This is a genomic window from Pantoea brenneri (assembly GCF_038594305.1).
Taxonomy (GTDB): Bacteria; Pseudomonadota; Gammaproteobacteria; order Enterobacterales; family Enterobacteriaceae; genus Pantoea; species Pantoea brenneri.
The window spans coordinates 2,009,451-2,032,717 of the sequence record NZ_JBCGBG010000001.1 but is presented as its reverse complement, the minus strand read 5'-3'; the positions used below and the strand labels follow the sequence as shown (position 1 = coordinate 2,032,717).

The following is a 23,267-nucleotide window of genomic DNA, read 5'->3' as shown; positions in this document are numbered from 1 at the left end:
CATATCCACGATCGACTGCACCCTATTTACTGCATTTTTATATTCCGCTTCGCACTCTTTACGCCTTTTTTATCTGCCATCCGGTTAACTGTCTGCTCAGTAACCTTCACGATTCAGTCACGCTGAAGACCGGCTGAGATCGGAGAAGGCGAGGGGGGATACCGTTTTTACGGTCGCCCTGTCAGCATTCAAATGCAGCGCCCGGATCAGCGGGCAATCGATACTCTCTCGCTTTGCCGGCGCGGCTGAACAGATGAAGGGGGCGATTATTGTTAATCCGTATGATTCTGATGAGATTGCGGCGGCTATTCATACCGCGCTGCGCCTGCCTTTATCCGTCAGGCAGGCGTATCACCAGCAGCTGATAAAGGAACTGCATATTCATGACAGCCACTGGTGGTCAGCGCGCTTCCTGAGCCAGCTGAGCGGGGCACCAGGTGATACCGGAGCGATGCCGGCAGCGGGTCTGATAGATTCCGCCGGGTTTGGTAACCGGCCGCGCTACTGACAGCCCGGCATGGGTGTCTGGCGGACAGAACGGGCGTGACAGGACCCGCTAGCCGTTAAACCTGACGGTACATTCAGCGGCATTCAGAATGCTGGACGCAATGAAGATATCCTGCTTTCCGCTTTGGTTGGTACAGGTATATTTTTCCGCAGGAATGACTGCTCTGAATGATGGTTTGTTGCGGTGCAGGTTTGATAAAAAATTAAACAGCATGGCTGTTTATTACTGAACACTTTCCATTAGCAAAAAATGGTTGAGTAAACTGTGTTTTATCCTGGCTAAATACCGTGAATCATGCTGGGTTTTCTAGAGGGTGGGATTATTTATCAAACTGGAACGTGAGCGACAATAAGCAGCAAGTTAACGGATAAAACAGAGCCGTGGCGTGCGCCACGGCCAGAAAATTATGCAGTCTGCCACTCGCTTTCAACATCTGCCTTCGCTTTAGAGAGAATGACTTTATTATCATCCACCTCTTTTACCCAGCTAAAGGGAATAATATGGTGTTGCCCGCCCGCTTCAGGATCGCTTTTTGCCAGCTTGATTTTATCGTCACCTTCAAAATGATCAACAACCCCTACGTGTTCACCATTAACATCAACGACCTGAGCGTGGTCTAAAATTTGTGATTTATCTACCATGGAAATTTCCTCCTTATTCATTTGTGAGGTCATTGCCTCAGACCGATTAATCCTGGTTGCTGAAGCTGAATTACGCCAGCATATTAACAAAATGAAATATTTTACGGGCTGCCGGAGAAAATAACGGCTTCGTCAGTTAGCTGAATAAATCAGTTAATTATGGTCCTGATCGGCGTAGCGCCAGAATATCGGTCGCTGCCCTTGCTGACTGCCGTGCCTCCCGGACTCACAGTTCGCTGAAAAGCAGGCCCGGTCAGCGTTCAGACGGATTTTGCGACCATGCCGATGGCCGCCAGCAACATAATGCTACCCGCCGAGCGGAACAATATGCGCTGGGCGCGGGGGCGGGTTAAAAAGTGCCGAATCCGCAGCGCAGCCAGAATAAAAATCGCGCCCACCAGCAGCAGGACCAGAATAGTCAACGGCACCCGCATCATCGCCGAGCTGTGCAGTGAAACCCTATCCACGGAGATCACCAGCGGCAAAATATCCAGATAAAAGGCAATGGTTTTGGGATTACCCAGCGTAATAGTCAGGCCTGAAAGCCATGCCGAAATCAGCGCTTTTCGACTCGCCCGCTGGCCAATATTGATGGCATGCGGAACATAATGCCAGAACTGCCAGGCGAGAATGCAAAGATAGAGCGCCGCCGCCCGGTTAAGTTGAGTGAAAATAACCTGTGGGCAGTGAACGACTTATTTAATCCGTTGTGGGGCGCGGCCTCGTTTACCGTAGTTATGACTTATGACGGTATGGTTTTTATTAAAGTCTGGATGTCTTGTTATCCAAAAATAGCGTTAATAAACCGATTATATTGCCGGGCGCGCCGCCTGTTTCCCGGCCTGAATAGCTGTGTATCGGCACGGGTTTAAATTATTGCCAGAAGGCGTTTCGCTATTAAATACGCTGCCTGTCGTCGCCGCATCTCCAGTAAGCGCGCTATGCTGGTCAAATCAGGCCGCACCCGACGGCAACAAGTGCAACGTCTACAGGAGAAGGTATGTCAGCGATCAATTCAATTTCCACCGACGGCGGCATCTGGATCAATCCGCCGCCGGTACATCATCTTGAGCAGGGTGAATTACGCTTTGAGACGGCGTTTAACAGCGATTTCTGGCAGCGCACCTGGTACGGTTTTGCCCGGCACAGCGGACACGCTTATGGATTCTGGATCGATGAGGACTTTACGGTACAGGTGCAGGTCAGGGCGGATTTCAGCCAGCTGTACGATCAGGCCGGGCTGTTTATTCAGGATGATGAGAGGCACTGGGTTAAGGCGGGCATTGAATTTAATGATGACCAGCCGGCGTTAGGCTGCGTGGTTACGCGCGAGAGATCAGACTGGTCAACCGGCCTGTTTCCCGGCGATCCGCGCAGCTTCTGGCTGCGGGCTACGCTGGTTAATGAGGCGCTGCGCATTCAGTACTCAACCGACGGCGAGCAGTGGCCGCTGTTACGCCTCTGTCCGTGGCCCGGCCGTGGGCGGCGCTTTGTCGGGGTGATGGGCTGCTCACCCGAACGTGCCGGGCTGGCGATTCGCATCGCACACTTCACGCTCAGCCCGCCACTCGGCAAAGAGCTGCACGATTTGTCCTGAACATCTGCCATAAACGGCGCCTGGCCGTGAAAGGTGATCGATTGGCTGAGATCACCTGCCACCGCTGAGTATTGCCGTCCGACGGCGCGCGCCGGGCCTGTTCCGGCACCGATCGCAGCGTCTGCTGAGGCACCGGCGCTGGCAGGGATCGACGGTAACAGCGACCTTGCCGCACCGTCTGCCTGAAACTCAACTCACCGGCGTCGGACGGTGTGCAGGAGTCTGCTTCTTAGCACTTTTTCAGACGGTGACGGCACGGTTGCGCGCCACGATCGCCGCATGCGTCAGCTCTCCGGCTGACATGAACTCGTTGATCAGCGCATCGCGGTTGTGCGGTGCGCGGTCGCGGTCGGCCGCCTGTAGCGCGCTAATCAGCGCGGGCTGGGACAGTTCAGTGCAGTAGGCGGGCGTACCCGGCTGCTGACGCCATGAGTCGCTCAGCGAACCCGCGTCAACCGCATCAAAACCGGTCACGTCGACCAGCGTCATTGCCACGGCTTTCGCCTGCGCATCGTCACCGGCAACCGGTATCGCCAGGCGATCGGGCTGACCCGCCGGCTGGCCTTTTTCGGCCAGCGTCGCCGCCAGTACCGCATTCCACGCTTTAATCACCGGACGGTGCAGCTGTTCGCTGGCCCACTGGCTTTCTGTCTGCCCCTGCTGCAGTGCCGCAATATCGCCGTCGCGGAACGGATAGTAGTTGCTGGTATCAATGATGATGGCGTCCGCAGGTGCAGCGTTTAACAGGCTGGCCAGCGCCGGGTGCTTATCGAAAGGTATCGCCAGGATGATCACTTCGGCGTCCTGAACGGCGTCTTCGCGGGTTACCGCCGTGGCACCCACTTCTCTGGCCAGCGTCTGAATCGAGTCAGGACCACGTGAGTTTGCCAGTCGGATGGTGTGACCGGCGGCGGCCAGTTTGCGTGCCAGGGTTGCGCCGATATTGCCTGCGCCAATGATGCTGATATTCATCTGTTACCTCTTTGTCGATGGGCGTTATTGTTGCGCCGGATGGGCGAAGTCGAGCAGGGTGTCGCGTAGCGCGGCCAGCTCCTGATCCGACAGGTTGCAGGCGGATTTAATGCTGTCGGTAATCGTCCACAAGGTTTGCTGCAGGGCGGCACCCTGCGCGGTCAGGGTGATCAACACCCGTCGTTCATCATTACGGTCGCGGGTGCGGACAATCCGTCCGGCCGCTTCCAGCCGCTTGAGAACCGGCGTAATGGTGCCGGTATCCATGCCCAGCCGGTTCCCCAGATCGCCGACGCTGCGTGGCGTCTCGCTGAACAGCTCCAGCATTACCAGATATTGCGGGAAGGTCAGGCCCAGCGGATCCAGAAAAGGTTTGTGCATCCGGTTCATCCGGCTGGCGGCGCCATACAGGGCGAACGACAGTTGTTTGCCGATGTCGGCACGTGACTCGCAACTCATGATTTACCTTGTGTTTGATTATCTAGTGCAACAGATAAAAGTGTAGGACAAGCGACGCCGCGATTAAAGCGCTGTCAGCAGGTAATTTGTGCGGTTTCGCCTTTGCGGGAACGGGCAGGGATTTTCGCCCCCGGCTGGCGGGCTCCGGGGGCGATGTCGGGGCTGTCAGGCGGCCATGCGGCGGCACGCTTCAGCACAGTGATGACAGGCCTTAGCGCACTGCTGGCAGTGGTCGTGCTGGTGCTGACCGCACTCGTCGCCGCACTGCTGACACAGGTCGGCGCACAGCTGGCAAAGCGGGCGGGCTGATTCGCTCTGCAGCGCCATAAACTGCGCTGCCAGCCGACAGAGACTGGCACACTGCATGTCCAGCCGGATACAGTTGCGCATCATCTCAAGGTTCTCTTCCTGCAGGCAGGATGCCGCACAGTGATCGCAGGCTGCGGCACACAGATAACAGGCCTCAATGCACTTTTTAAATTCGTCGTTCATGTTGCCTCCTTATGTGGGTTTGCCTGTTTAAGCCTGGAAAAGAACGCTGATTATGCAAACAGCGAATAAGTTAATCATCTTTTCCGCACTTCGCTTATTCCAGCGCGCGGGCAGCATTCTGAGCCGGTGTGCGCTGACCGGCATTGCATATCTGCCCGTTATAGTCTTAATTATTAAGCCTCAATCAGCGGTGCCTTATTGCCCGTGGAAGACGACCGACGCCTTAACAGGGAACGCTATGCATCGCACCATCGGCCCGATACGACACCTGATCAGTCCGCTACTGACGGTGGGCCTCGCTCTCGGATGGGCAGACCAGGCCGCTGCTGATACCGTCTGGCTGAACAATGGCGACCGGCTGACCGGCACGGTGCGCTACCTGAGCGATGGCAAACTGGCGATAGAAACTGCCTATGCCGGAACGGTCACCCTCGACTGGAACGTGGTCAGTACCCTGGCGAGCGAAAATCCGGTCAATGTCGAAAACAAGAAAACCGGCGAGCGCTATCAGGTCCGGCTCTCCGCCTCCGATCCCGGCTATATCTGGGTGGAGCGCAATGAGCGTGAAGAGAAGATCTCGGTAAAGCGTATCGACGAGTTTATGAAAGCCAAAGTCCGCACCGATCAGCTGTCGTGGACCGGCAACATCGACGCCGGCATGAAGGTCAAAAAAGCCTCGACCAAAACCGACGATTACAATTTCTCCCTCAATACCAAACTGGCGCAGGGCAAATGGCGTCACGATATCGGCGCGACCTATAACCGCGAGCAGGAGAATGAAGACGTCAATACCGACAACTACAGCCTGCGTTATGCTTTTGATTACCTGTTCCGGGAGCAATTTTTCTGGCAAACCCGCGCTACCTACAAACGCGACTGGGTCGAAGATCTGTCGCGTCAGGCGCTGATAGGCACCGGACCGGGCTACCAGCTGTGGGATACCGAACTCAGTTCCTTCTCGGTATCGATACTGGGCGGGGCGTTTGGTTATGGCTACAGCGACGGGCGGGAAGAGAAACACTTTGGTGCCTCGGTACGCTGGAGCTATCAGCGTTATCTGTTGGGCAAATCGGTCACGCTCTACAGCAACGGTGACGTTGGCCATTCGCTGGATGACGATGGCGTCTTTACCCTGGATGCCGAAGTCGGCCTGCGTTACACCCTGACCTCGTGGTCAACCCTGCATCTCGGCTATCACCGCAACCTGGTGAACGGCACGCCGGATACCCTCAACGAAGGGACTTTCTCAACCGGCCTGGGCGTGAAGTGGTAAGGCATCGGGCAGGGGAGATTGCAGCAAAGTTTTACCGTTTTTCTTACGATCCCGGCACGGCTTTGACTAAGCTGCTGATACCGACAAAGGGAGAGTGCAGAAGATGATCGTAAGCAGCAGGGTCTATCGTCCGGGATGTGCGGGCGAAGAGGTGGATGTCGAGAAAATCAGTGAGGTGATTAAGCAGCCGGATGCGTTTATCTGGCTTGGCCTGTGGCAGCCCGATCCGGCGTTCATGGAGAAAATCAAAGAGGAGTTCGGGCTGCACGAACTGGCAGTCGAGGATGCTCTCTATGCCCATCAGCGGCCCAAGATTGAGCATTACGGCGAATCGCTGTTTATTGTGGTTAAGACGGTGCGGGCAAAAGATGACAGCTGCGAACTCGGCGAAACCCATTTCTTTGTCGGGAAAAATTTCCTGATCAGCATCCGTCACGGCGCGTCAGAAAGCTATTCACCGGTGCGTGAGCGGGCAGCAGAAAACCCGGCGCTGCTTAAGCTCGGACCGGGTTATCCGCTCTATTGCCTGCTCGACTTTATTGTCGATCGCTATGCGGAACTCTCGACCTCACTGAATGAACGGGTCGGCCAGATGGAGAACGATCTGTTCAAAAGCGAATTTGATCGTCAGTCGGTGCAGGCGGTCTACACTCTGCGCCGTCATCTGCTGACGCTGCGCAATGCCGCGCTGCCGCTGGAGGAGATCTGTAATCAGCTGATTCACCTGCATGAAGATCTGATCCCGCGCCCGCTGCGGGCCTATATCCGTGACGTGCAGGATCACGCCCGTCATGTGGTGACCGACGCCGAGGATATGCGCGAGATGCTGACCAGCGCCATGCAGGTCAATCTGGCGCTGGTGACGGTACAGCAGAATGAGGTGGTGAAAAAGCTGGCGGGCTGGGGGGCGATACTGGTGATCCCGACCGTGATATTCAGCATGTACGGCATGAACTTCGAACATATGCCCGAGCTTAAGTCGCTGTATGGCTATCCGCTGGCGGTCGGCATAACCCTGCTGGCCTGCGGCGGACTGTGGGCGAAATTACGCCGTTCAGGCTGGCTGTAACGTTGCGGACAATTACCCGGTAGTTTATTTACGCGCTGCGCTTATCCTTATTTAAGCGCAGCGACAACCACGGCGAATAATAACTATTTTTTCAGTAAGGCCAGATTATTCTGCAGTGGAAATAAGCCTGGCCTGGTCCTGTTTCTATATCCGGCGCACGGCTTAACTGGCCGCTTTTTTATTTGTTCGCTACGCTGATAATACAATCGTATAACACCGCCGCCCTGGCGAAATAGAGTTTGCACTGCTGATTTGCAGCGCTGATATGCGGCGACGCATTTACATCCGGAGAAATTCAGATGACAGAACGGATTAACCCTCCGCGCTTATTAACGTCTGACGCTCATCCACCGCGTCCTGTGCGGGGCGCTAAGGGTAAGCCCGATCGTGACTGACGCCGACTGGGTTTTAATCATAGCCCGGACGCAGTTCGCGCTAACCATGGGCATGCACATTACCCTCGCGGCGCTGACGCTGGGGCTGGCCCCTTTTCTGGTGTGGTTTGAAGCGCGCTGGCTGTGGGGCAAACAGCAGGCCGCCCGCGATGCGCTGCACTTCTGGCTGACAATCTTTTCCCTGACGGTGGCAATCGGCGCGGTCTCTGGCGTGGTGATGGAGTTTCAGTTCGGCACTCACTGGGCGCGCTTTTCACATCAGGTCGGCGGCGTTATCGGGCCGTTGATGTTTTATGAGGTGCTGATCGCCTTTTTTCTCGAATCGGCGCTGACCGGCGTAATGCTGTTTGGCTTCAATAAAATTCGTCCGGCGGTGCATTTCGCGGTGACTTGTCTGGTGGCGGCCGGGGCGTTTCTTAGCGCCTTCTGGATTCTGGCCGCTAATTCGTGGATGCATACGCCGGTCGGTTTCAGCCGTGATGAGAACGGCGTGTTTCTGGCCGAAAGCTGGCGATCGATCTTACTATCCCCCTCCTTTCCGTGGCGCTTCAGCCATATGGTGATGGCATCACTGATTGCCGTGGCGGTGCTGGTGATGGGCGTGGCGGCCTGGCGGCTGCGCCATTTTAAAGCTGAGGCTGCTTCACGCCTGATGCTCAACAGTGCGCTGACCTTTCTGCTGTTTGCCGTGCCGCTGCAGATCGTTCTGGGCGATCTGCACGGTGAAAATACCCGCGACTATCAGCCAGCCAAACTGGCAGCCATCGAAGGCGGCTGGCATCCGCCGGCACCCGGCGAGGGCGAACCGCTGCGGCTGTTTGCGCTGCCGGATCAGCAGGCGCAGCGCAACCATCTGGAGATCAGCCTGCCCAATCTCGGCTCGCTCTATCTGCGGCACAATCTTACCGGCCACATCAAAAGTCTCAGCGAATTTCCCGCCGATGCGATCCCGCCGGTGCTGCCGGTCTTTTTCGCCTTTCGCCTGATGGTGGGCTTAGGCGGGGTGATCCTGCTGACCACGCTAGTGGCCAATGTGCAGCGCTGGCGCGGGCGATTACCGGTCTCAGCGCGCTTGCTGCGCTGGCTGACCTGGCTCTCGCCAGCCGGCTTTGTCGCGCTGCTGTCAGGCTGGGTCGTAACCGAAGTCGGGCGTCAGCCGTGGACGGTCTATGGCATGGTGCGCACCGCACAGAGCGTGTCGCCGCTGGCGCTCAGCACCACGCTCGGTATTTTCCTCGCGGTACTGCTGATCTACGGGCTGGTGTTCGCCCTCGGCTTACACTATCTGCTGCGCCGGATTAAGGGTGAACTGCCGTCGGGAAAACCGGTGGTTATTCAGCTGAAAACGCCCAATTAGGAGTCCGCCATGGCCGATCTTTCTGCGCTGATCATCTGTCTTTCGCTGCTGCTCTATCTGCTGCTGGATGGCACCGACCTCGGCGTGGGGATGCTGTTTTTCTGGTTTCACGACGACCAGCAGCGTGAACTGATGACCCACAGCATTTTGCCGGTGTGGGATGCCAATGAAACCTGGCTGGTGCTGGCCGCGGGCGGCTTGCTGGCGCTGTTTCCGCCGGTCTACAGCCTGCTGCTCAGCGAGCTGAGCGCGCCGCTGTTCGCCATGTTACTGGCGCTGGTGGTGCGGGCGATGGCGCTGGAGTATCGCGCCCAGAGCAGCACCCGCTTACGTCACTGGCTGGACCGCATTATGGCCAGCAGTTCGGCGCTGGCGACCTTTATTCAGGGCTGGTGCGCCGGAATGATCATCAGCGCCCAGCCGCACACCGGCCTGCCCGATGGACTGAGCATGGTTCCGCTGATCAGCGGCGTGGGCTTAATGGCGATCAATTCGCTGCTGGCCTGCTGCTGGATCGGCTGGCGGATTGGCGACAAGGTGCAGCCGCTGGCCGAAGCACAGAGCTGGCTGTGGTGGCTGCTGGCGCTGCTGGTGTTTCTGATCGAACTCTATCTTAACGCCGACCTCTGGCAGCAAAGCTGGCAGCGCCCGCTGGGGAAAGTGGCCGGTGCGGCGATCGTCATCCTGTGGATCGCCTTGCCGCTGGCGCTGTGGCGCGCCCGGCCGCTGGTGCAGCTTCTGGTGACGCTGATGCTGATCGGCGCAGTGTTTATCGGCCTGCTGTGTGGTCTTTATCCGTGGTTAGTGCCGCACCAATTTACCCTCAGTGAGAGCGCGTCATCACCGGTCACCCAGGGGTTTGTGCTGGTGGGCGCGGCCATCGCCATGCCGCTGACGCTGCTTTATCACAGCTGGTCGTTCTGGATTGAACGACGCGGTAAATAAACCGACGCCCGCTATGCTTTAGGCAGGATGCAGTTTGGCGGGTGGTACTGACAGGAGGCGAGGCAACGGTGAAAAAAGAGCAAATCAGCAGTCGGGATTACCCGATAAAAGAAGATGTCCGCTGGATACGCCGTGAATGGCTGATTCAGCGCGTCGGCGAGTATCTCCTGATCCTTCTGGTGATTCTCGGCGCGTGCGGGCTGTTTTCAAAAGGGGTGCTGAGTAACGGCAGCGCCGTGTCGCCGGATGGCGCGATTCGGGTGGAGTATGAACGTTTTGGCCGGGTCCAGAGCAATATGGACATGACGATCCGCATCAAATCACCGACGGCGGAGCGGTTCAGCGTCACCCTCGGCCACGGGGCGCTGGATAATCTGCAAATTCAGACGCTGCAGCCGCAGCCGCTGGAGGCGATTACCCTCGGCAGCGATCTGCGGCTGACCTTCTCGTCGCGCGATACCGGCCCGGATCACGCCATCTGGCTCGGCCTGCAGCCACGCAGTCCAGGCCGCATTGCCGTCAGCGTCAGCAGCGGCGAGCATCCGCCGGCCCGTTTCACCCAATGGATTTATCCCTGACAGGAGCGCTTTATGGAAACGGTATTACGTGCGGCGGGTATCTATCTGGTGCTGATGGTGGTGATCAAAATCGCCGGCAGACGCACGCTGTTGCAGATGACCTCGTTTGATTTAATCCTGCTGCTGATCATCAGTGAAGCGACCCAGCAGGCGCTGCTGGGCGACGACTTTTCGGTTACCGGTGCCGCCCTGACCATCATTACGCTGGTGACCATCGATATCGTGCTGGGAAAACTGAAAAACCGTTTCCCGGTGGTCGAGCAGGCGATTGATGGCGGTCCGGTGATCCTGGTTGAGAATGGCAATTTACTGACTGAACGGATGAAAATGACCGGCATCAGCCCTGATGATGTGCTGGAAGCGGCGCGATCGAGTCAGGGACTGGAACGGTTTGACCAGATTAAATATGCGGTGCTGGAGGTAAACGGCCACATTTCAATTATTCCGCTGCCGCAAAAATAATTGGCAGCGCGCTGTCAGGCCCTGCAGGCGTTGCGGTCCGGCGTCTGCAGGGGCTTTTTCCTGTCCGGTCAGCGCGTTAGCGTATACCTGCCCGGCGAGCGTCACGCTTCGCTTATTCTGCCGTTCCCCTTGTGATTTTGCGGATTTAGTTCAGACTCAGCTCTCCACTCACGTTTTTATAACCAGAGCTGGCCTGACTCCCAATCAGCGTTATGCTTTCACGGTCAGGTTCAAAGTGAATAAATTTAACAGTTTTACCTTCTATCCGGTCACCGGCTGGCACATCGGGCCGCTTACCGGTCATCAGGCGCTGGTGCTGCAGTTTGGTTACCACGATCCCAAAGCCCCGTTCACCAAACGCCAGCAGGAGTCTCTCTATTTCGGCATGACCCTGGAGATGGCGAAAAAGCTGGTGGTTAATCTGTCAGAACACATTGATTATGCTGAGCAACACGCAACAGAGTCCTGATTCGGACGGTGGCTGCAGGCGATTAAGTGTGACTCCCTATTTCCCCGCTCCAGCGGATGGCGCATAAACCCGCAGTGCCTGCGCAATCAGGCGAAAATGCGCTGGCGTCTGCCCGATAATCTCGCCGTCCGCATTGATGTAATGAGGACGACGCGTCTCAATGATCAATTCAGTGGTGCTGAACGCCCGCACGTTACGCCAGCGCCCGTGGGTGCCGCGTCGCAGCGCAGGCAGCAGGGCGATCAGCTGCCAGCTTCGCTGCAACTCCAGACTGTAAACATCCAGCAGGCCGTCATCCGGAGTCGCGCGCTGTTCCACCGTCATACCACCACCATAAAACCGACCATTGCCGACCGAAACCTGCACGGTTTTGACTGGCGTCCGCTCACCCTGATGGATCAGCGTGGCGCTGAACGGGCGACTCTGGCGTAACAGCCGCAGGGCGGCCAGCGCATAGCCGCCGATACCCCAGCGTTTTTTCGATTCCGCCGTCAGATTCCGTGCCAGTTCCGCTGAAAAGCCGATGCTGCAGACGTTGAGGAACAGGTGCTGATTCACTTCGCCGAGATCGACCGGGCGCAGGTTACCGTCAGCAATAACCTTCACCGCCTGCTCCAGACTGGCACCGATGCCCAGGGTGCGGGCAAAATCGTTGGCGGTACCGAGCGGTAAAATACCGAGCGGCAGACCGGTCTGCATCAGACCGGGCGCGGCAGCATTGAGCGTACCGTCGCCGCCTCCGACGATGACCGCATCAACGCGATCGGCGTAAGCGTTAATCAGCTCAGGGTAGCTGCGCGCATCCTCGTCGGGCGGCTGCAGCAGGGCGATGCCGCTATCGGTAAGCAGCGTTCTCGCCCGGCTGGCGTCGGTCCGCCCTTTACGCGAGCGCTGATTGATCAGTAGTAGGGCGGTATTAAGCGGTGCAGGCATACCTGTGGTCTCTCCTGGTGGTGACGGAGCGGCAAGTACAGCACTGGCACCACCGGCTCACAACCGGCCTTGCGCTACTTTACGCAGCGCGACAGGCATACCGACAGATAATAAAGATCGTCTACACTGCTAATGTTCAGGTCCACACGCAGGAGGAACAATGACGGAACACGAATTCAGAACGTTGTTAGCCGAACAGGGTTTTGATGAACCGGTACTGGTCGAGCGCGCAGCCGCCACCCAGCTCGATAATCATGTCCATCCCTTTGAGGCGCTGGCCCTGATTCTCAGTGGCGACATCACCATCAGCACCGAGCAGAGTGACATCACCTATCACCCCGGAGAGACGTTCCATCTTCAATCCAACGAACTGCACCGTGAGGCGTTTGGCCCGCAGGGCGTGCGTTATCTGGCGGGGCGCAAATACGATTAAGGCCCGATCTGAGACTTTATGACCTCTTCTGACGATCTTTTTACCCGTCTGGCACAGTCGCCGTTTCGCCAGCGTTTCCGGCTGGGACGGGCAGAATATGACTACGCCAGCAGCAAAGGCGAAGCGGTACTGCGCCAGCATGCGGCGGAGTTTATTGCCCAGCGGCTGGCCCCGGCCCGGCCGGCCAATGACGGTAAACAGACGCCGATGCGCGGGCATCCGGTGTTTATCGCCCAGCATGCGACCGCCATCTGTTGCCGCGGCTGCCTGAGTAAATGGCACCACATTGCGCCGGACCAGCCGCTGAACGCCGGGCAGCAGGCGTATCTGGTGGCGGTGTTGTTGCAGTGGATTGACCAGCAGATGCAGCGACCGGCACCGCCTGCCCGGCCGCAAAAAGCGAAGGCAAAACCGGATGACGATCCGCAGCTGGCGTTATGGTGAGGGCGTGAATATCGGGCGGATAGCGATTTTTCTGGCGCAAACTGGCCCTTTTTCATTCCTGGTTTATTCTTAAATCTTTCCTGGCCGTGCTATGCCAGGATTAAAACCTGACACGGCAACTATTCAATACAGAGGGAATTATGAAGAAAACAATTATTGCACTGTCTGCTATTTTACTGGCTTCGCCAGTCTTTGCCGCGACCACCACAGACAACACCGTTGCAGAAGCGCATAAAGGCGCGGATACCGCGAAAGAAAAACTGCATCAGACGCAGCATCAGGGCGAAGAGTTAAAGCTCAAGTCTCAGCATGCGGCTGAAGGCAAAAGCGATGCCACCAGCAGCAAAGTGACTGAAGGCGCGCAGAAAGGCTGGAATAAGACCAAAGAAGGCACCGAGAAAGGCTGGGATAAAACCAAGCAGGGTGCTGAAGATCTGAAAAACAAAGCGACTAACTAAGCCGCCTGTTGCCAGATTAAACAGTCTGTCAGATTAAAAAAGAAACCCACCGTCAGGTGGGTTTTTTTATTTACTTTTTGCTGGCGCTGGCCGTTTTTTCCGCCTCGGCGGCGGCTAATGCCGAGACTTTGATTTCGGCTTCAGCTGCCGCATCCGCAGCCGCAGCGGCGGCTTCAGCCGCGGCTTCGGCTGCGGTGTCTGACTGTTTCTTGCCTTCCTCGATCACCTCTTCATCAATCTCTTCGATGTTTTCGCGGTTATCGCGGCCTGACAGCAGATTCCAGCAGGCGATAAACAGCGCGGCAATCACCGGACCGATCACAAAGCCATTAATGCCGTAGATTTCCATACCGCCCAGCGTGGCGATCAGGATCAGGTAGTCAGGCATTTTGGTATCTTTGCCGACCAGCAACGGACGCAGAATATTATCCACCAGGCCCACAATCACCACAAAGAAGCCCACCAGGAACAGACCTTTCCACAGCGCGCCGGTGGCAAAGAAGAATACCGCTGCCGGCACCCAGATGATGGCGGAACCGACCGCCGGTATCAGTGACAGGAACGCCATCAGCGCACCCCACAGCAGGCTGCCGTCAATGCCGGTAAACCAGAACGCCAGACCGCCGAGTATCCCCTGAACCACCCCGACCACCACGGTGCCTTTCACCGTGGCACGCGCGACCGCAGCAAATTTCACCAGCAGGTGATGCTTAACGTAGGTCGACAGCGGCAACGCTTCCAGGATCAGATGCACCAGGTAAGAGCCATCTTTCAGCAGGAAAAACAGCAGATAGAGCATCACGCCAAAGCCCACGGTAAAGCTAAAGGTGCCTTTACCGATGATGAAGGCGCTGCCTGCTACGTACTGGCCTCCCTTCAGGGCGAATGAGGAGAGTTTCTCCTGAATCTGCGTGGCGTTATCCAGATTATTTTCGGCGAGGAAATGTTTCGCCCAGCGCGGCAAATGCTGCAACAGGTCAGCAAACACCACCGGGAACTGCGCCGAGTTTGTCTGGAGCTTGTGGTAAACCGCGTTAGTTTCGACCACCAGCGAGGAGGCGATTATCGCCAGCGGCGTGAAGACGATCAGGCAGATACAGAGCAGGGTCAGCAACGCCGCCAGACCATTGCGCTCGCCCATTCGGGTCCGCAGGTAGGTTTTTAGCGGATGGAAAATCACCGCCAGAATCGCCGCCCATAAAATCGGCGAAAAATAGGGTGACAGCACCTCAAAAAAGGCGAGGGTAGCAATCGCCAGAATCAGAATGAAAAAACCGATGTTCAATCCTTTAAAACGCATGGAAAAACCTCATGGTAAACGTCCCCTGATAACCCTGATTGCCGCATATGCTGCGCGTAGCCTCGTTCAGACGAGCGCTATCGGGCAGCTTTCGCGTCAGGCTTTTACTCTGTTAAGGGTGCCAGCTACAGCACAATTCTGGCTAACAAATTGAAAGATAAGGCGCAAATAATTAACCCGCCGATGCCGCCCGCAGCCTGACCTGGGCTGCAGGCAGGGCCTGGCTTTATTGCGGCGCGCTAAATCCTACCTTAGCGTAGCGGTTTCGCCCATTATTGGTAGCAAACAGATTCACGATCGCTGGCTGCGCTGCCGATATATCCCTGAGCGCAATGAAACGATGGCGGTGAATAATGAACAGAATAGTGATGTCAGGCGTGCTGGTGATGCTGTTAAGCGGCTGCGCCACCAAACAGTATCCGCAGGCGTCCGCGGTAACGCCTGAAGAGACGGCGGTGCTGGATTGCAGACTGCTGGATCAGGAGATCGTCAAAGCCCACAGCGTGCAGAGTGAGATTGATCAAACCGGCCGCTTCGATGCGCTGACCGTGATGGGCTTCATCGGGGATTTTGGTATCGGTAACGGCATTGCGAAGCTCAACGCCAGCCATAAGGCGGATTCGCGACTGCAGCAGTTGCAGTCGCTGAAAGTGGCGAAGTGCAGCCAGCGCGTGGCCTGAGCCGCTGGCTGCCTGACCGGGGTTAACCGCGCGTGCGCTGGCTGAGATGCTGCATCCTGACATTTTCAGCCGCGCGTTTACCGGCGAGAAAGGCGTGGTCAGAGTTGTAATACTCCCACTCGCTGTATCGGCCGGATAAGTGAATATCCTGCGTCAGCAGCCACTGCCGGATCAGCGCCACGTTACGGCTGCGTGCATGGTCATACACTACATAGGCGTAGGGCATATCAACCTGCGACGCGCACAGCAGCCGATCGTCATCGCGAATCATCCCGACCCGGATGCAGTCCTGACGGCAGCGCTCAATCAGCGCCTCGCCCTCCAGCGGCAGCGGGTTAGCGGCATTGTAGGTGATCTCGCAGGTTAAGCCGAAACCGCCGGGCGGATTACAGTGCGGACTGGCATTGCCCTGCACGAAGATGCGATGAAACAGGGTATCGCCGGGATAGTAAATCCAGTGTTTATCCGTCAGCCCGGCGCGACCGATCCCCAGATTGACGCAGCGGACTGAGACAAACTGCAGCTGCACCGCCGCCTGCTGCACCGTGTCCGGTACCTCATCACCCATCAGTTTAATCAGCTCCGGCAGCGGCATAGTGCTGATCAGCTGTTGATAGCGATAGTGGCGTCCGTCGGCCAGCAGCGCGACGTGCGCCTGCGGATGAAGCCGGATTAAGCGCGCCCCGGTCTCGAGCTGGCACTTCAGATGTGGCAGAAAACCGGACATCAATGCCTGGAAGCCGCCCCGCAGCGGATAGCCAAAGCGGGCATTCGGACCAACCGGTTTCGCCAGCGGCTGTAGCGCGCCATCAATAATCTGCGCCAGATCCGGTAACGGCACCCGTCCGCCCAGCCACGAGGTTTCCATATCGGTCAGCGGCACTTTCCACAGCTTCTGGTTGTAGGGCAGGGCGAAGTGTCGTGCGATGCCTTTGCCCCAGGTGCGCAGGATAAAGTGATGGAAATCTTCCTGATCCTGCACCTCGCCAACGCCGTTGCCCTCATCAGGCAGCGCACCGTCGGCGCAGCAGTCACGCCGCTGACGTGCCCGTTCCAGCGGTACGGCTACGGGCGCGCTTTCGCCATAACGTGCTTCAATCGCCCCCAGCACGCACTCCTTCACCACCTCAACCGGCAGACCATGCAGCGCAGACTGGAATGGATAGCGGGTAAAGACGCCGTCGGTATAGACCCAGGCTTCACGCGCCTGCCAGTGCAGGTTGTCGCCCAGCAGCATCTGATACAGCTGCAGGACGTAAGGGTCCTGCGAAAACATAATGTGGCCGGCGTAATCGAAGGTGAATCCCTGATCCTCAACCGACCGGCACCAGCCGCCAGGTGTGGCATTTTTTTCCAGCAGCACCGCGCCTTTACCGTAGTGATAACCGGCGCTCAGGCCGGTCGGCCCGGCACCGATAATCAGGCACTCCACCGCGGCACTCTCCAGCATCGCCGGGGTTAACGCGCTGACGTTAGCCTGCTGCGGTTCGGTCAGCGGCGGGCTGGCCGTGGTCAGTGTCTGTTTGCGGGTCAGCGCCTGCTGGATCAGCGCGTGTACCTGTTCCACCGTGCTGTCCCACGAGGTGGCAGCGACTTTTGCCTGCATGTTTCCCGCCAGCGCCAGCCGGTCGGCCGCGCTGAGGGCGATTGCCCGTTCACAGGCGGCGATAAACTGCTGATGATCACCGGCGACGGCGACCTCATCGGCATAGTGGCGGGCGACGTCGGTAATGGCGGTACTGACAATCGGCAGTTGCGCCGCCATATACTCCAGCACTTTGGTCGGCGAAATGTAGCGGGTCGAGGCGTTGAGCGCGAACGGCATCAGGCAGACATCCCAGCCCGCGAGGAACTGCGGCAGCGCCTGATAAGGCTGCTGGCCGAGCCAGTGAATATTGACACGCTGCGGCAGGCTGGCCGGATCTATTTTCACCACCGGGCCGACCATAATAATCTGCCAGTCGGGATGACTGTCAGCCAGCGCGGCGATCAGCGGCAGATCGATGCGCTCATCCAGCACGCCATAGTAGCCAAGACGCCGGGCGGGAATCGAATCCTGCAACGGATGGCGGTTGCTGCGATCGCGCGCCTGCTCAAAATGGACGGCATCCACGCTGCTCGGGAAGCAGTACACCTGCGGATGTTTATCACGTTTGGCTTCATACAGGCTGGAGCCGCCGGTAAACACCAGATCGGCGCGGGTCATCAGCGCTGACTCGCGCTGCTGAAGCTGGCGCGGAGCATTGTGAAAGGCAGAAAGCTCATCCATGCAGTCGTAAATTACCAGCGCCGGATTAAACGGCGTCAGCAACGGCAGCGCCATCGGCGTATAAAACCACACCAGCGGTTGTTGATCTTCGTCCATCAGCGGAGCCAGCAGCAGTTGCAGCGGGGCGATCTGGCTGTCGTGAAACCCGGCAGCCTGAATATCGGTATGCGGCTGGATCACCGTAATATTGGCGGCCGGCTGACTCTGATGCAGTCCTGGCGGCCCGGCCTGCCAGACCGGCTCTTCGACAAACAGCACCCGATAGTGCTGCGCCAGGCGCGTCAGCAACTGCTGCGGACGCTGAAAAACAAAGCCCCAACGTAAATGGCTGAAAACAATGAGTACTGGTGGGTTGTTCATAGCGGACTCCTGACAATGCCGTTGTGATAGTTGGATGTGTTGCAAGGATTGCTGCGCCTGGCGCAAAGCGTCAGCGTAAGGGTGCTGTAACTGGCGGGCGTAAGGATCGGGTCCCAGCCAATCGAGATCCCACAGGCCGCTGCGGGTCCAGAAGGTGGGTTGCTCCCATAAAGGCCGATCAAGGATGGGATAGAGGCAGATGCCGAGCAGGTCGACGCCCGCCAGCAGCGCCTGTGCGACCTGGGCGCCAATCTGGCCGATCCAGGCACCGCGTCCGCTGCCGACGTGGCTGGTTTCCGCCAGCAGCAGCGGGCGCTGATAGCGCTGATACACCTGCCGGAGCAGCTGATGTAACGGCGCTCGACGGGGATCGCCAAGGTGCCAATAGAGGCGCTGATTCGATCCCTGCTCCCACTGATTATCGTGGTAGTAATTCACGCCGATCAGGTCGAGATAACGTTCTGCACCTCCGAGTTCGGGATGCAGCCTGCCGCTCAGCATGTCCCACGCCTGATACTGGGTTTCACGCATCAGCGCGGCGGTCTGAACGCTGTCGGGATCGGCCGGATCGGGCACGATATGGATCAGCGGATCGCAATGCAGCAGACGCGCCCGCGGATCGGCCTGCCAGATCGCATCGCAGGCCGCCAGCGTGGCCCGCACCAGCTGCTGTTTAGCGGCATCGGCGCAATCCGGTTGTGGGCAACTGGCGCAGGCAAATACGCCAACCGAGATACCCCAGCTGAGAAAAGAGATTTCATTCATCGGCGAATAGACCGGCGCGCTGTGATACCAGGGAGCCAGAAAGCGCGCCAGCGCGCCGCAAAAGGCGGCGAAACGGCTGACAAAGTCGTGGTCAAACAGGCTCAGGTCGTCGGGCCAGCCGTAATGGCAGAAGGTCCAGCTTAGCTGGATGCCCTGTTGTTGGGCCGCCTGCATCCGGGCGGCGACGGTTGAAAAGTCATAGCGGCCATCCCGTTCGCACAGTCGCCAGCCGACGCTTTCGCGCACGGTTCGGATAGCGAACGGTGCCAGCGCGGCATAATCCTCTGCCGCACGCGCCTGATGCTGGTTCAGGTCGTTCATCGACAGCGCGACGCCCGCAGGATTGATGTGATCGGCACCTTCATAGCCGGCCTGCCAGAAACTGGTAAAGGGGGTCATGGCATCTCCCGTAAAACAGCAACACTTATCCCGCTGACAAGCCGTAGCAGAACGGGTCAGGTGAGGGGGGCAGTATGTAAAACAGACTGGCCGGTGTGGCCACTCTGCACTGGCGGGCGCTCCTTGCCAGAATCAGCCGACGCAGCGTTGCAGGCAGCAGGGCCTGACGCATTGACGACGAGTGAGGGATAGCGGGTAACAACACGCAGCGCTATCGGCGGGAAAACTGCTGGCTTCTCGTCGTGTTACTGAGGGTTATGGAAGCCTTACTGGAAAGTATAGGTAAGGCGAGGTTCTTCGCAATGTATTGATGTAAAAAGAAAAAGCACAGCGGCAGAATATAGCCATTATAAATCAGGAAAATTTAAGCTTTGAAATTTAGCGTAAGACGATAAGCGAAACGTCACCGGTAACGGGCGATTTTAAGCTTTGTGAACCTTTTCCATGAGATGCAAAGCGGGCAGACTCAGCGGCCGGGGAAGGTGCTGCTTCGCTTGCCTTTTCATCTTCCACCAGCAAGATTAATTTATCACTGGCCTCGATCGGCAGGCGGTTAACCGACCGGCCACGGCATCGCGGCTCCTTTTGACTGACAGGATGTTTCACAGCTTATGTTCTCATTCGACTGGCACCGTTTCTTACTCAACGATCAACCCGCCACTTTTCTGTTTGAGGTGGTAGCGCGGGTGCTGATCGCTTATCTGGTGGTGTTCACCTTTTTGAAAGTCTCGGGTCGCCGCGGAGTGCGTCAGCTGTCGCTGTTCGAACTGGTGGTCATTCTGACGCTCGGGTCCGCCTCAGGTGATGTCACCTTCTATGACGATGTGCCGGTGTTGCCGGTGATCATGGTGTTTGTGGTGTTGCTGACGCTCTACCGGCTGACCACCATGCTGACTGCGCGCAGCCCGCGCTTTTCACGTCTGATTCAGGGCGATGTGATTACGCTGATCAAACAGGGGCTGTACGTGCTGGAGAGTCTCGATCATCTGAACATTTCGGAAGATGAGTTCTACATGGAGTTGCGACAGAGTGGGGTAGAGCATCTGGGGCAGATCCGGCTGGCGCTGGTGGAAGTAGATGGTCAGCTGAGCATCTACTTTTACAACGACGATGAGATGCGTGCCGGTTTAAGCGTATTACCGCCCGAACACCGCCAGGATTTCGATACCGTGCCGCACAGCGGACTCTATGCCTGTACCCACTGCGGCCAGACGCAGCAGATCGCCGGTCAGCAGCAAGCGGTCTGCCCGCGTTGCCAGCGCCAGCGCTGGTCGGTTGCGCTGCAAACCCGCCGCCTGCACTGACGGCGGGTGTCAGGTCAGATCAGGGCTGCGGGTGAACTGGAGTGATAACCCGTTGTGCGATCTGACCGGGATTGCATACGCCGGACAATTTTCTGAAATTTCGGGCATAGCAGGTGATCGCTGGCAGGACAGTGCGCGACGTGTCTCAAACCATCACGGACCTTTTTCAACTGACGAATCGTGTTATCGATCTCGTCGGCTTTAGCGATGAGCAAGAGTCGATCCAGCGAGAGTTTACCCTGTGCATCAAACAGACTGGCAATCTCATCCAGAGTAAAACCGGCGCTGCGGCCCAGTGTGATCAGCGCCAGTTTTTCAAGCACGCTGGCGCAGTATTGCCGACGTAATCCTTTGCGGCCAATCGATTTGATCAGCCCCTTCTTTTCATAAAAACGCAGCGCTGAAGGCGCAAGCCCGCTGCGATCGGCGACATCAGCAATATCGAGTTCTTTTATCATTGACTTAAACCTCACTTCACGTTGCATCCTTTGAATCAGCATACCATCTGACGATTATCACAGGAGAATTCACGTGACTGAGATACTGCTTACCGGGCTGCTGGCGACCCTGATTATGGATGGCTGGAGCCTGGCCCGACGCTACCTGTTCGCGGTACCTTCCCTTAATTACGCCCTCGTTGGCCGCTGGATACTGTGGATGAGTAAAGGACGATACTTTCACCACACCATTCACGATACGCCTGCAGTCAAAGGCGAAACCTTTACAGGATGGGCCGTCCACTACCTCACAGGAATGGCCTTTGCCTTTATTCCACTGTTATGGCGAGGCCAGCAGTGGCCAGAACATCCCGATCTATTAAGCGCAGTGATAAGCGGTCTTCTTAGCCTGATGGCTCCCTTTTTCATCATGCAACCCGCCCTCGGGTGGGGGATTGCCGCATCGAAGACGCCCGTGCCTGGCAAAGCCAGGCTGAATAGCGCTGTGACTCATCTGGTTTATGGGCTGGGACTTTATTTAGCCGCTGTCGGGCTACAGCCACTGATCTGAACCGCAGCGAAACAGGTGCTGAGGGTACGTTTTTGCTGGATCTACTGTGGTTGAACGGCGGTTAAACCGGTCGCGAGGTGTTTCCGGTTACCACATAACTTTGCCTGCCACTGACAGAAAATCAAACAGATTCGGGCAGCATAGCGACCTCCATCCCTCTGCAGGAGTCACCGATGCGCATCAGGCTGGCCAGTGCGTTACTGTTTTTGCTGTTATCGTTTGGCGCGTTTTCACAGCAGCTGATGAGCGAGAGTCATCCTCACTCACACAGCGCACGGTTACTGGAGCAGGGGAGCCTGGCGGATACCGCCGATACCCCGGATGAACATCTGCAGGAGCGGCCGGAGCGGCGGGTCAGCCTGCAATGCAAGCCGTGGCGGATGTAGCGTCCGGCGCAACCGGCGGAGAAAGCAGCCGGTGCGCCGAGGCGTACAGATTACAGTGTGGCCTGGGTGGCCGTCATGCCGGGCACCAGAATCACTTTGCGGCACTCTTCCTGTCGCTTCTCAAAAATCTCATAACCCCGGGCGGCGTCTTCCAGCGGCAGATGATGGGTAACAATCTCTTCCGGCTTAAGGTGACCCTGTTCGATCAGTTTAAGCAGGTCCGGCAGGTAGGCGTGAACGTGGGTCTGGCCCATCTTAAAGGTCAGTCCTTTATCAAACGCATCGCCGAACAGGAAGCCGTGAATAAAGCCAGCGTAGACACCCGGCACGCTGACGATCCCGCCACGACGCACCGCCGCAATACACTGACGCAGTGCCTTTCCGCTGCTGCCTTCCAGCTTGAGATTGCTGAGCACGGTTTCCGTCAGGCTGCCTTTGGCCTCAAACCCGACCGCATCAATCACCGCATCAACGCCACGGTGGCCTTCGCTGTGCTCGATGATCCAGCCGGCCGGGTCGTTGATCTGATCGAAGTTGATCGGAATCACCCCGTAGCGATCGCGGGCAAAGTTCAGGCGATAGTCGTTATGGTCGATCATGTAGATCTGTTCGGCACCTTCCAGGCGGGCACAGGCGGCGCTGAGTAATCCCACCGGACCGGCACCAAAAATCGCCACGCTGGAGCCCGGTTTAACTTCGGCATTTTTAACCGCCTGCCACGCGGTAGGCAGGATATCGGAGAGGAACAGCACTTTCTCATCCGACAACAGTGTCGGCACTTTGAACGGGCCGGTATTGGCTTTCGGCACCCGGACATATTCCGCCTGTCCGCCCGGCACGCCGCCATACAGTTTGCTGAAACCAAACAGCGCTGCGGGCGGGGTGATGTTTTTACGATTGAGAATGGCGCCCCGACCGCTGTTGGTGGTTTCGCAGGCAGCGTACTGATGCAGATGGCAGAAGAAACAGTCGCCACAGGCGATAACAAACGGGATCACCACCCGATCGCCTTTGGCGACGGCCGTGACGGCGCTGCCTGTTTCCACCACTTCACCCATAAACTCATGACCGAAAATATCGCCATGGCCGGTACCGGGGATCTTGCCGCGATAGAGGTGCAGGTCGGAGCCACAAATGGCGGTGGCGGTGACGCGCAAAATGATGTCATCGGCGGCTTCAAGTCCCGGATCGGGCACGTTATCAACGCTGACTTTATGCGGACCGTGATAGGTTAATGCTTTCATCTGTTGCACTCCTGCGGATTAGTGGACTGTGGCCATGTGCTGGCACGCGGCGACAAAGCGGAGAGAT

At 57.5% G+C, this 23,267-nt stretch carries 27 protein-coding genes and 1 pseudogene; 17 read left to right on the top strand and 11 right to left on the bottom strand.

What is annotated here, in order from left to right:
- Positions 1 to 133: 133 nt before the first annotated feature.
- Positions 134 to 508: a trehalose-6-phosphate synthase gene (locus AABB92_RS09595; RefSeq protein ID WP_082097591.1), complete on the top strand. Its 375-nt coding sequence runs from the start codon at positions 134 to 136 to the stop codon at positions 506 to 508.
- Between the two features lie 404 nt (positions 509 to 912).
- Here AABB92_RS09595 and AABB92_RS09590 read toward each other — a convergent pair whose 3' ends face one another.
- Together AABB92_RS09590 and AABB92_RS09585 are read right to left on the bottom strand one after the other, a co-directional pair.
- Entirely contained in the window at positions 913 to 1,149 is a 237-nt protein-coding gene (locus tag AABB92_RS09590; protein ID WP_031377302.1) for a DUF2171 domain-containing protein, read from the bottom strand.
- 260 nt (positions 1,150 to 1,409) lie between these two features.
- Positions 1,410 to 1,829, bottom strand: a pseudogene (locus AABB92_RS09585) (LysE family translocator); the annotation flags it as partial.
- On the opposite strand from AABB92_RS09585, the gene AABB92_RS09580 reads away from it, so the two are divergent.
- Positions 1,758 to 2,021: a hypothetical protein gene (locus AABB92_RS09580; RefSeq protein WP_152659095.1), complete on the top strand. Its 264-nt coding sequence runs from the start codon at positions 1,758 to 1,760 to the stop codon at positions 2,019 to 2,021. The pseudogene AABB92_RS09585 and the gene AABB92_RS09580 sit on opposite strands and share 72 nt — an antisense overlap.
- Positions 2,022 to 2,149: 128 nt before the next feature.
- Entirely contained in the window at positions 2,150 to 2,746 is a 597-nt protein-coding gene (locus AABB92_RS09575; RefSeq protein ID WP_031377300.1) for a DUF1349 domain-containing protein, read from the top strand.
- Here the strand turns inward: AABB92_RS09575 and AABB92_RS23450 are convergent.
- From AABB92_RS23450 to AABB92_RS09560, 4 genes are all read right to left on the bottom strand, one after another.
- The gene (locus tag AABB92_RS23450; RefSeq protein ID WP_425343568.1) at positions 2,706 to 2,921 is read right to left on the bottom strand and encodes a nitroreductase family protein; all 216 of its coding nucleotides are present in this window, start codon (positions 2,919 to 2,921) and stop codon (positions 2,706 to 2,708) included. The genes AABB92_RS09575 and AABB92_RS23450 overlap by 41 nt on opposite strands.
- 65 nt (positions 2,922 to 2,986) lie before the next feature.
- Complete coding sequence (locus tag AABB92_RS09570; protein WP_031377299.1) at positions 2,987 to 3,718, bottom strand: NADPH-dependent F420 reductase; 732 nt, start codon at positions 3,716 to 3,718, stop codon at positions 2,987 to 2,989.
- Positions 3,719 to 3,742: 24 nt separating this feature from the next.
- On the bottom strand, positions 3,743 to 4,177 hold the full coding sequence (locus AABB92_RS09565) for a MarR family winged helix-turn-helix transcriptional regulator (RefSeq protein ID WP_031377298.1): 435 nt from the start codon (positions 4,175 to 4,177) through the stop codon (positions 3,743 to 3,745).
- A 165-nt stretch (positions 4,178 to 4,342) separates the two neighbouring features.
- On the bottom strand, positions 4,343 to 4,669 hold the full coding sequence (locus AABB92_RS09560; RefSeq protein WP_031377297.1) for a four-helix bundle copper-binding protein: 327 nt from the start codon (positions 4,667 to 4,669) through the stop codon (positions 4,343 to 4,345).
- A gap of 238 nt (positions 4,670 to 4,907) precedes the next feature.
- On the opposite strand from AABB92_RS09560, the gene AABB92_RS09555 reads away from it, so the two are divergent.
- The 7 genes from AABB92_RS09555 to AABB92_RS09525 all read left to right on the top strand — a co-directional run bounded on the left by AABB92_RS09555 (position 4,908) and on the right by AABB92_RS09525 (position 11,217).
- Complete coding sequence (locus tag AABB92_RS09555) at positions 4,908 to 5,942, top strand: DUF481 domain-containing protein (protein WP_046288469.1); 1,035 nt, start codon at positions 4,908 to 4,910, stop codon at positions 5,940 to 5,942.
- Between the two features lie 103 nt (positions 5,943 to 6,045).
- Positions 6,046 to 7,011 carry a magnesium and cobalt transport protein CorA gene (locus tag AABB92_RS09550; protein ID WP_031377295.1) on the top strand — a complete coding sequence of 322 codons (966 nt, stop codon included), beginning with the start codon at positions 6,046 to 6,048 and terminating at the stop codon, positions 7,009 to 7,011.
- Between the two features lie 387 nt (positions 7,012 to 7,398).
- Positions 7,399 to 8,763 carry a cytochrome ubiquinol oxidase subunit I gene (locus AABB92_RS09545; protein ID WP_031377294.1) on the top strand — a complete coding sequence of 455 codons (1,365 nt, stop codon included), beginning with the start codon at positions 7,399 to 7,401 and terminating at the stop codon, positions 8,761 to 8,763.
- A gap of 9 nt (positions 8,764 to 8,772) precedes the next feature.
- Positions 8,773 to 9,708 carry a cytochrome d ubiquinol oxidase subunit II gene (locus AABB92_RS09540; RefSeq protein ID WP_046288467.1) on the top strand — a complete coding sequence of 312 codons (936 nt, stop codon included), beginning with the start codon at positions 8,773 to 8,775 and terminating at the stop codon, positions 9,706 to 9,708.
- A 68-nt stretch (positions 9,709 to 9,776) separates the two neighbouring features.
- Positions 9,777 to 10,286: a hypothetical protein gene (locus AABB92_RS09535; protein ID WP_031377291.1), complete on the top strand. Its 510-nt coding sequence runs from the start codon at positions 9,777 to 9,779 to the stop codon at positions 10,284 to 10,286.
- A gap of 12 nt (positions 10,287 to 10,298) precedes the next feature.
- Entirely contained in the window at positions 10,299 to 10,748 is a 450-nt protein-coding gene (locus tag AABB92_RS09530) for a DUF421 domain-containing protein (RefSeq protein WP_046288466.1), read from the top strand.
- Positions 10,749 to 10,983: 235 nt separating this feature from the next.
- The gene (locus AABB92_RS09525) at positions 10,984 to 11,217 is read left to right on the top strand and encodes a hypothetical protein (RefSeq protein WP_031377290.1); all 234 of its coding nucleotides are present in this window, start codon (positions 10,984 to 10,986) and stop codon (positions 11,215 to 11,217) included.
- 36 nt (positions 11,218 to 11,253) lie between these two features.
- On the opposite strand, the gene AABB92_RS09520 is transcribed toward AABB92_RS09525, so the two are convergent.
- Complete coding sequence (locus AABB92_RS09520; RefSeq protein ID WP_031377289.1) at positions 11,254 to 12,150, bottom strand: lipid kinase; 897 nt, start codon at positions 12,148 to 12,150, stop codon at positions 11,254 to 11,256.
- A 160-nt stretch (positions 12,151 to 12,310) separates the two neighbouring features.
- On the opposite strand from AABB92_RS09520, the gene AABB92_RS09515 reads away from it, so the two are divergent.
- The 3 genes from AABB92_RS09515 to AABB92_RS09505 all read left to right on the top strand — a co-directional run bounded on the left by AABB92_RS09515 (position 12,311) and on the right by AABB92_RS09505 (position 13,485).
- A complete protein-coding gene (locus AABB92_RS09515; protein WP_031377288.1) occupies positions 12,311 to 12,583 on the top strand; it encodes a cupin domain-containing protein in 273 nt (90 codons plus the stop codon).
- 18 nt (positions 12,584 to 12,601) lie between these two features.
- Positions 12,602 to 13,027: a DUF4186 domain-containing protein gene (locus AABB92_RS09510; protein ID WP_031377287.1), complete on the top strand. Its 426-nt coding sequence runs from the start codon at positions 12,602 to 12,604 to the stop codon at positions 13,025 to 13,027.
- A gap of 140 nt (positions 13,028 to 13,167) precedes the next feature.
- On the top strand, positions 13,168 to 13,485 hold the full coding sequence (locus tag AABB92_RS09505) for a hypothetical protein (RefSeq protein WP_031377286.1): 318 nt from the start codon (positions 13,168 to 13,170) through the stop codon (positions 13,483 to 13,485).
- Positions 13,486 to 13,555: 70 nt separating this feature from the next.
- Here the strand turns inward: AABB92_RS09505 and AABB92_RS09500 are convergent, their stop codons facing one another.
- Complete coding sequence (locus AABB92_RS09500) at positions 13,556 to 14,785, bottom strand: AI-2E family transporter (RefSeq protein ID WP_031377285.1); 1,230 nt, start codon at positions 14,783 to 14,785, stop codon at positions 13,556 to 13,558.
- A gap of 353 nt (positions 14,786 to 15,138) precedes the next feature.
- Between AABB92_RS09500 and AABB92_RS09495 the strand changes: the two genes are divergently transcribed.
- On the top strand, positions 15,139 to 15,465 hold the full coding sequence (locus tag AABB92_RS09495; protein WP_031377284.1) for a hypothetical protein: 327 nt from the start codon (positions 15,139 to 15,141) through the stop codon (positions 15,463 to 15,465).
- 22 nt (positions 15,466 to 15,487) lie between these two features.
- Here AABB92_RS09495 and AABB92_RS09490 read toward each other — a convergent pair whose 3' ends face one another.
- A complete protein-coding gene (locus AABB92_RS09490; protein ID WP_046288465.1) occupies positions 15,488 to 19,258 on the bottom strand; it encodes an NAD(P)-binding protein in 3,771 nt (1,256 codons plus the stop codon).
- A 611-nt stretch (positions 19,259 to 19,869) separates the two neighbouring features.
- On the opposite strand from AABB92_RS09490, the gene AABB92_RS09485 reads away from it, so the two are divergent.
- The gene (locus AABB92_RS09485) at positions 19,870 to 20,562 is read left to right on the top strand and encodes a DUF421 domain-containing protein (RefSeq protein ID WP_031377734.1); all 693 of its coding nucleotides are present in this window, start codon (positions 19,870 to 19,872) and stop codon (positions 20,560 to 20,562) included.
- A 14-nt stretch (positions 20,563 to 20,576) separates the two neighbouring features.
- Here the strand turns inward: AABB92_RS09485 and AABB92_RS09480 are convergent, their stop codons facing one another.
- Entirely contained in the window at positions 20,577 to 21,020 is a 444-nt protein-coding gene (locus AABB92_RS09480; protein WP_046288464.1) for a helix-turn-helix domain-containing protein, read from the bottom strand.
- 73 nt (positions 21,021 to 21,093) lie between these two features.
- Here AABB92_RS09480 and AABB92_RS09475 point away from each other — a divergent pair, with 73 nt between their 5' ends.
- The gene (locus AABB92_RS09475) at positions 21,094 to 21,570 is read left to right on the top strand and encodes a DUF2938 domain-containing protein (protein WP_031377736.1); all 477 of its coding nucleotides are present in this window, start codon (positions 21,094 to 21,096) and stop codon (positions 21,568 to 21,570) included.
- Positions 21,571 to 21,743: 173 nt separating this feature from the next.
- A complete protein-coding gene (locus AABB92_RS09470; RefSeq protein ID WP_031377737.1) occupies positions 21,744 to 21,956 on the top strand; it encodes a hypothetical protein in 213 nt (70 codons plus the stop codon).
- Between the two features lie 50 nt (positions 21,957 to 22,006).
- Here AABB92_RS09470 and AABB92_RS09465 read toward each other — a convergent pair whose 3' ends face one another.
- Positions 22,007 to 23,200: a zinc-dependent alcohol dehydrogenase gene (locus AABB92_RS09465; protein WP_031377738.1), complete on the bottom strand. Its 1,194-nt coding sequence runs from the start codon at positions 23,198 to 23,200 to the stop codon at positions 22,007 to 22,009.
- Positions 23,201 to 23,267 lie beyond the last annotated feature (67 nt).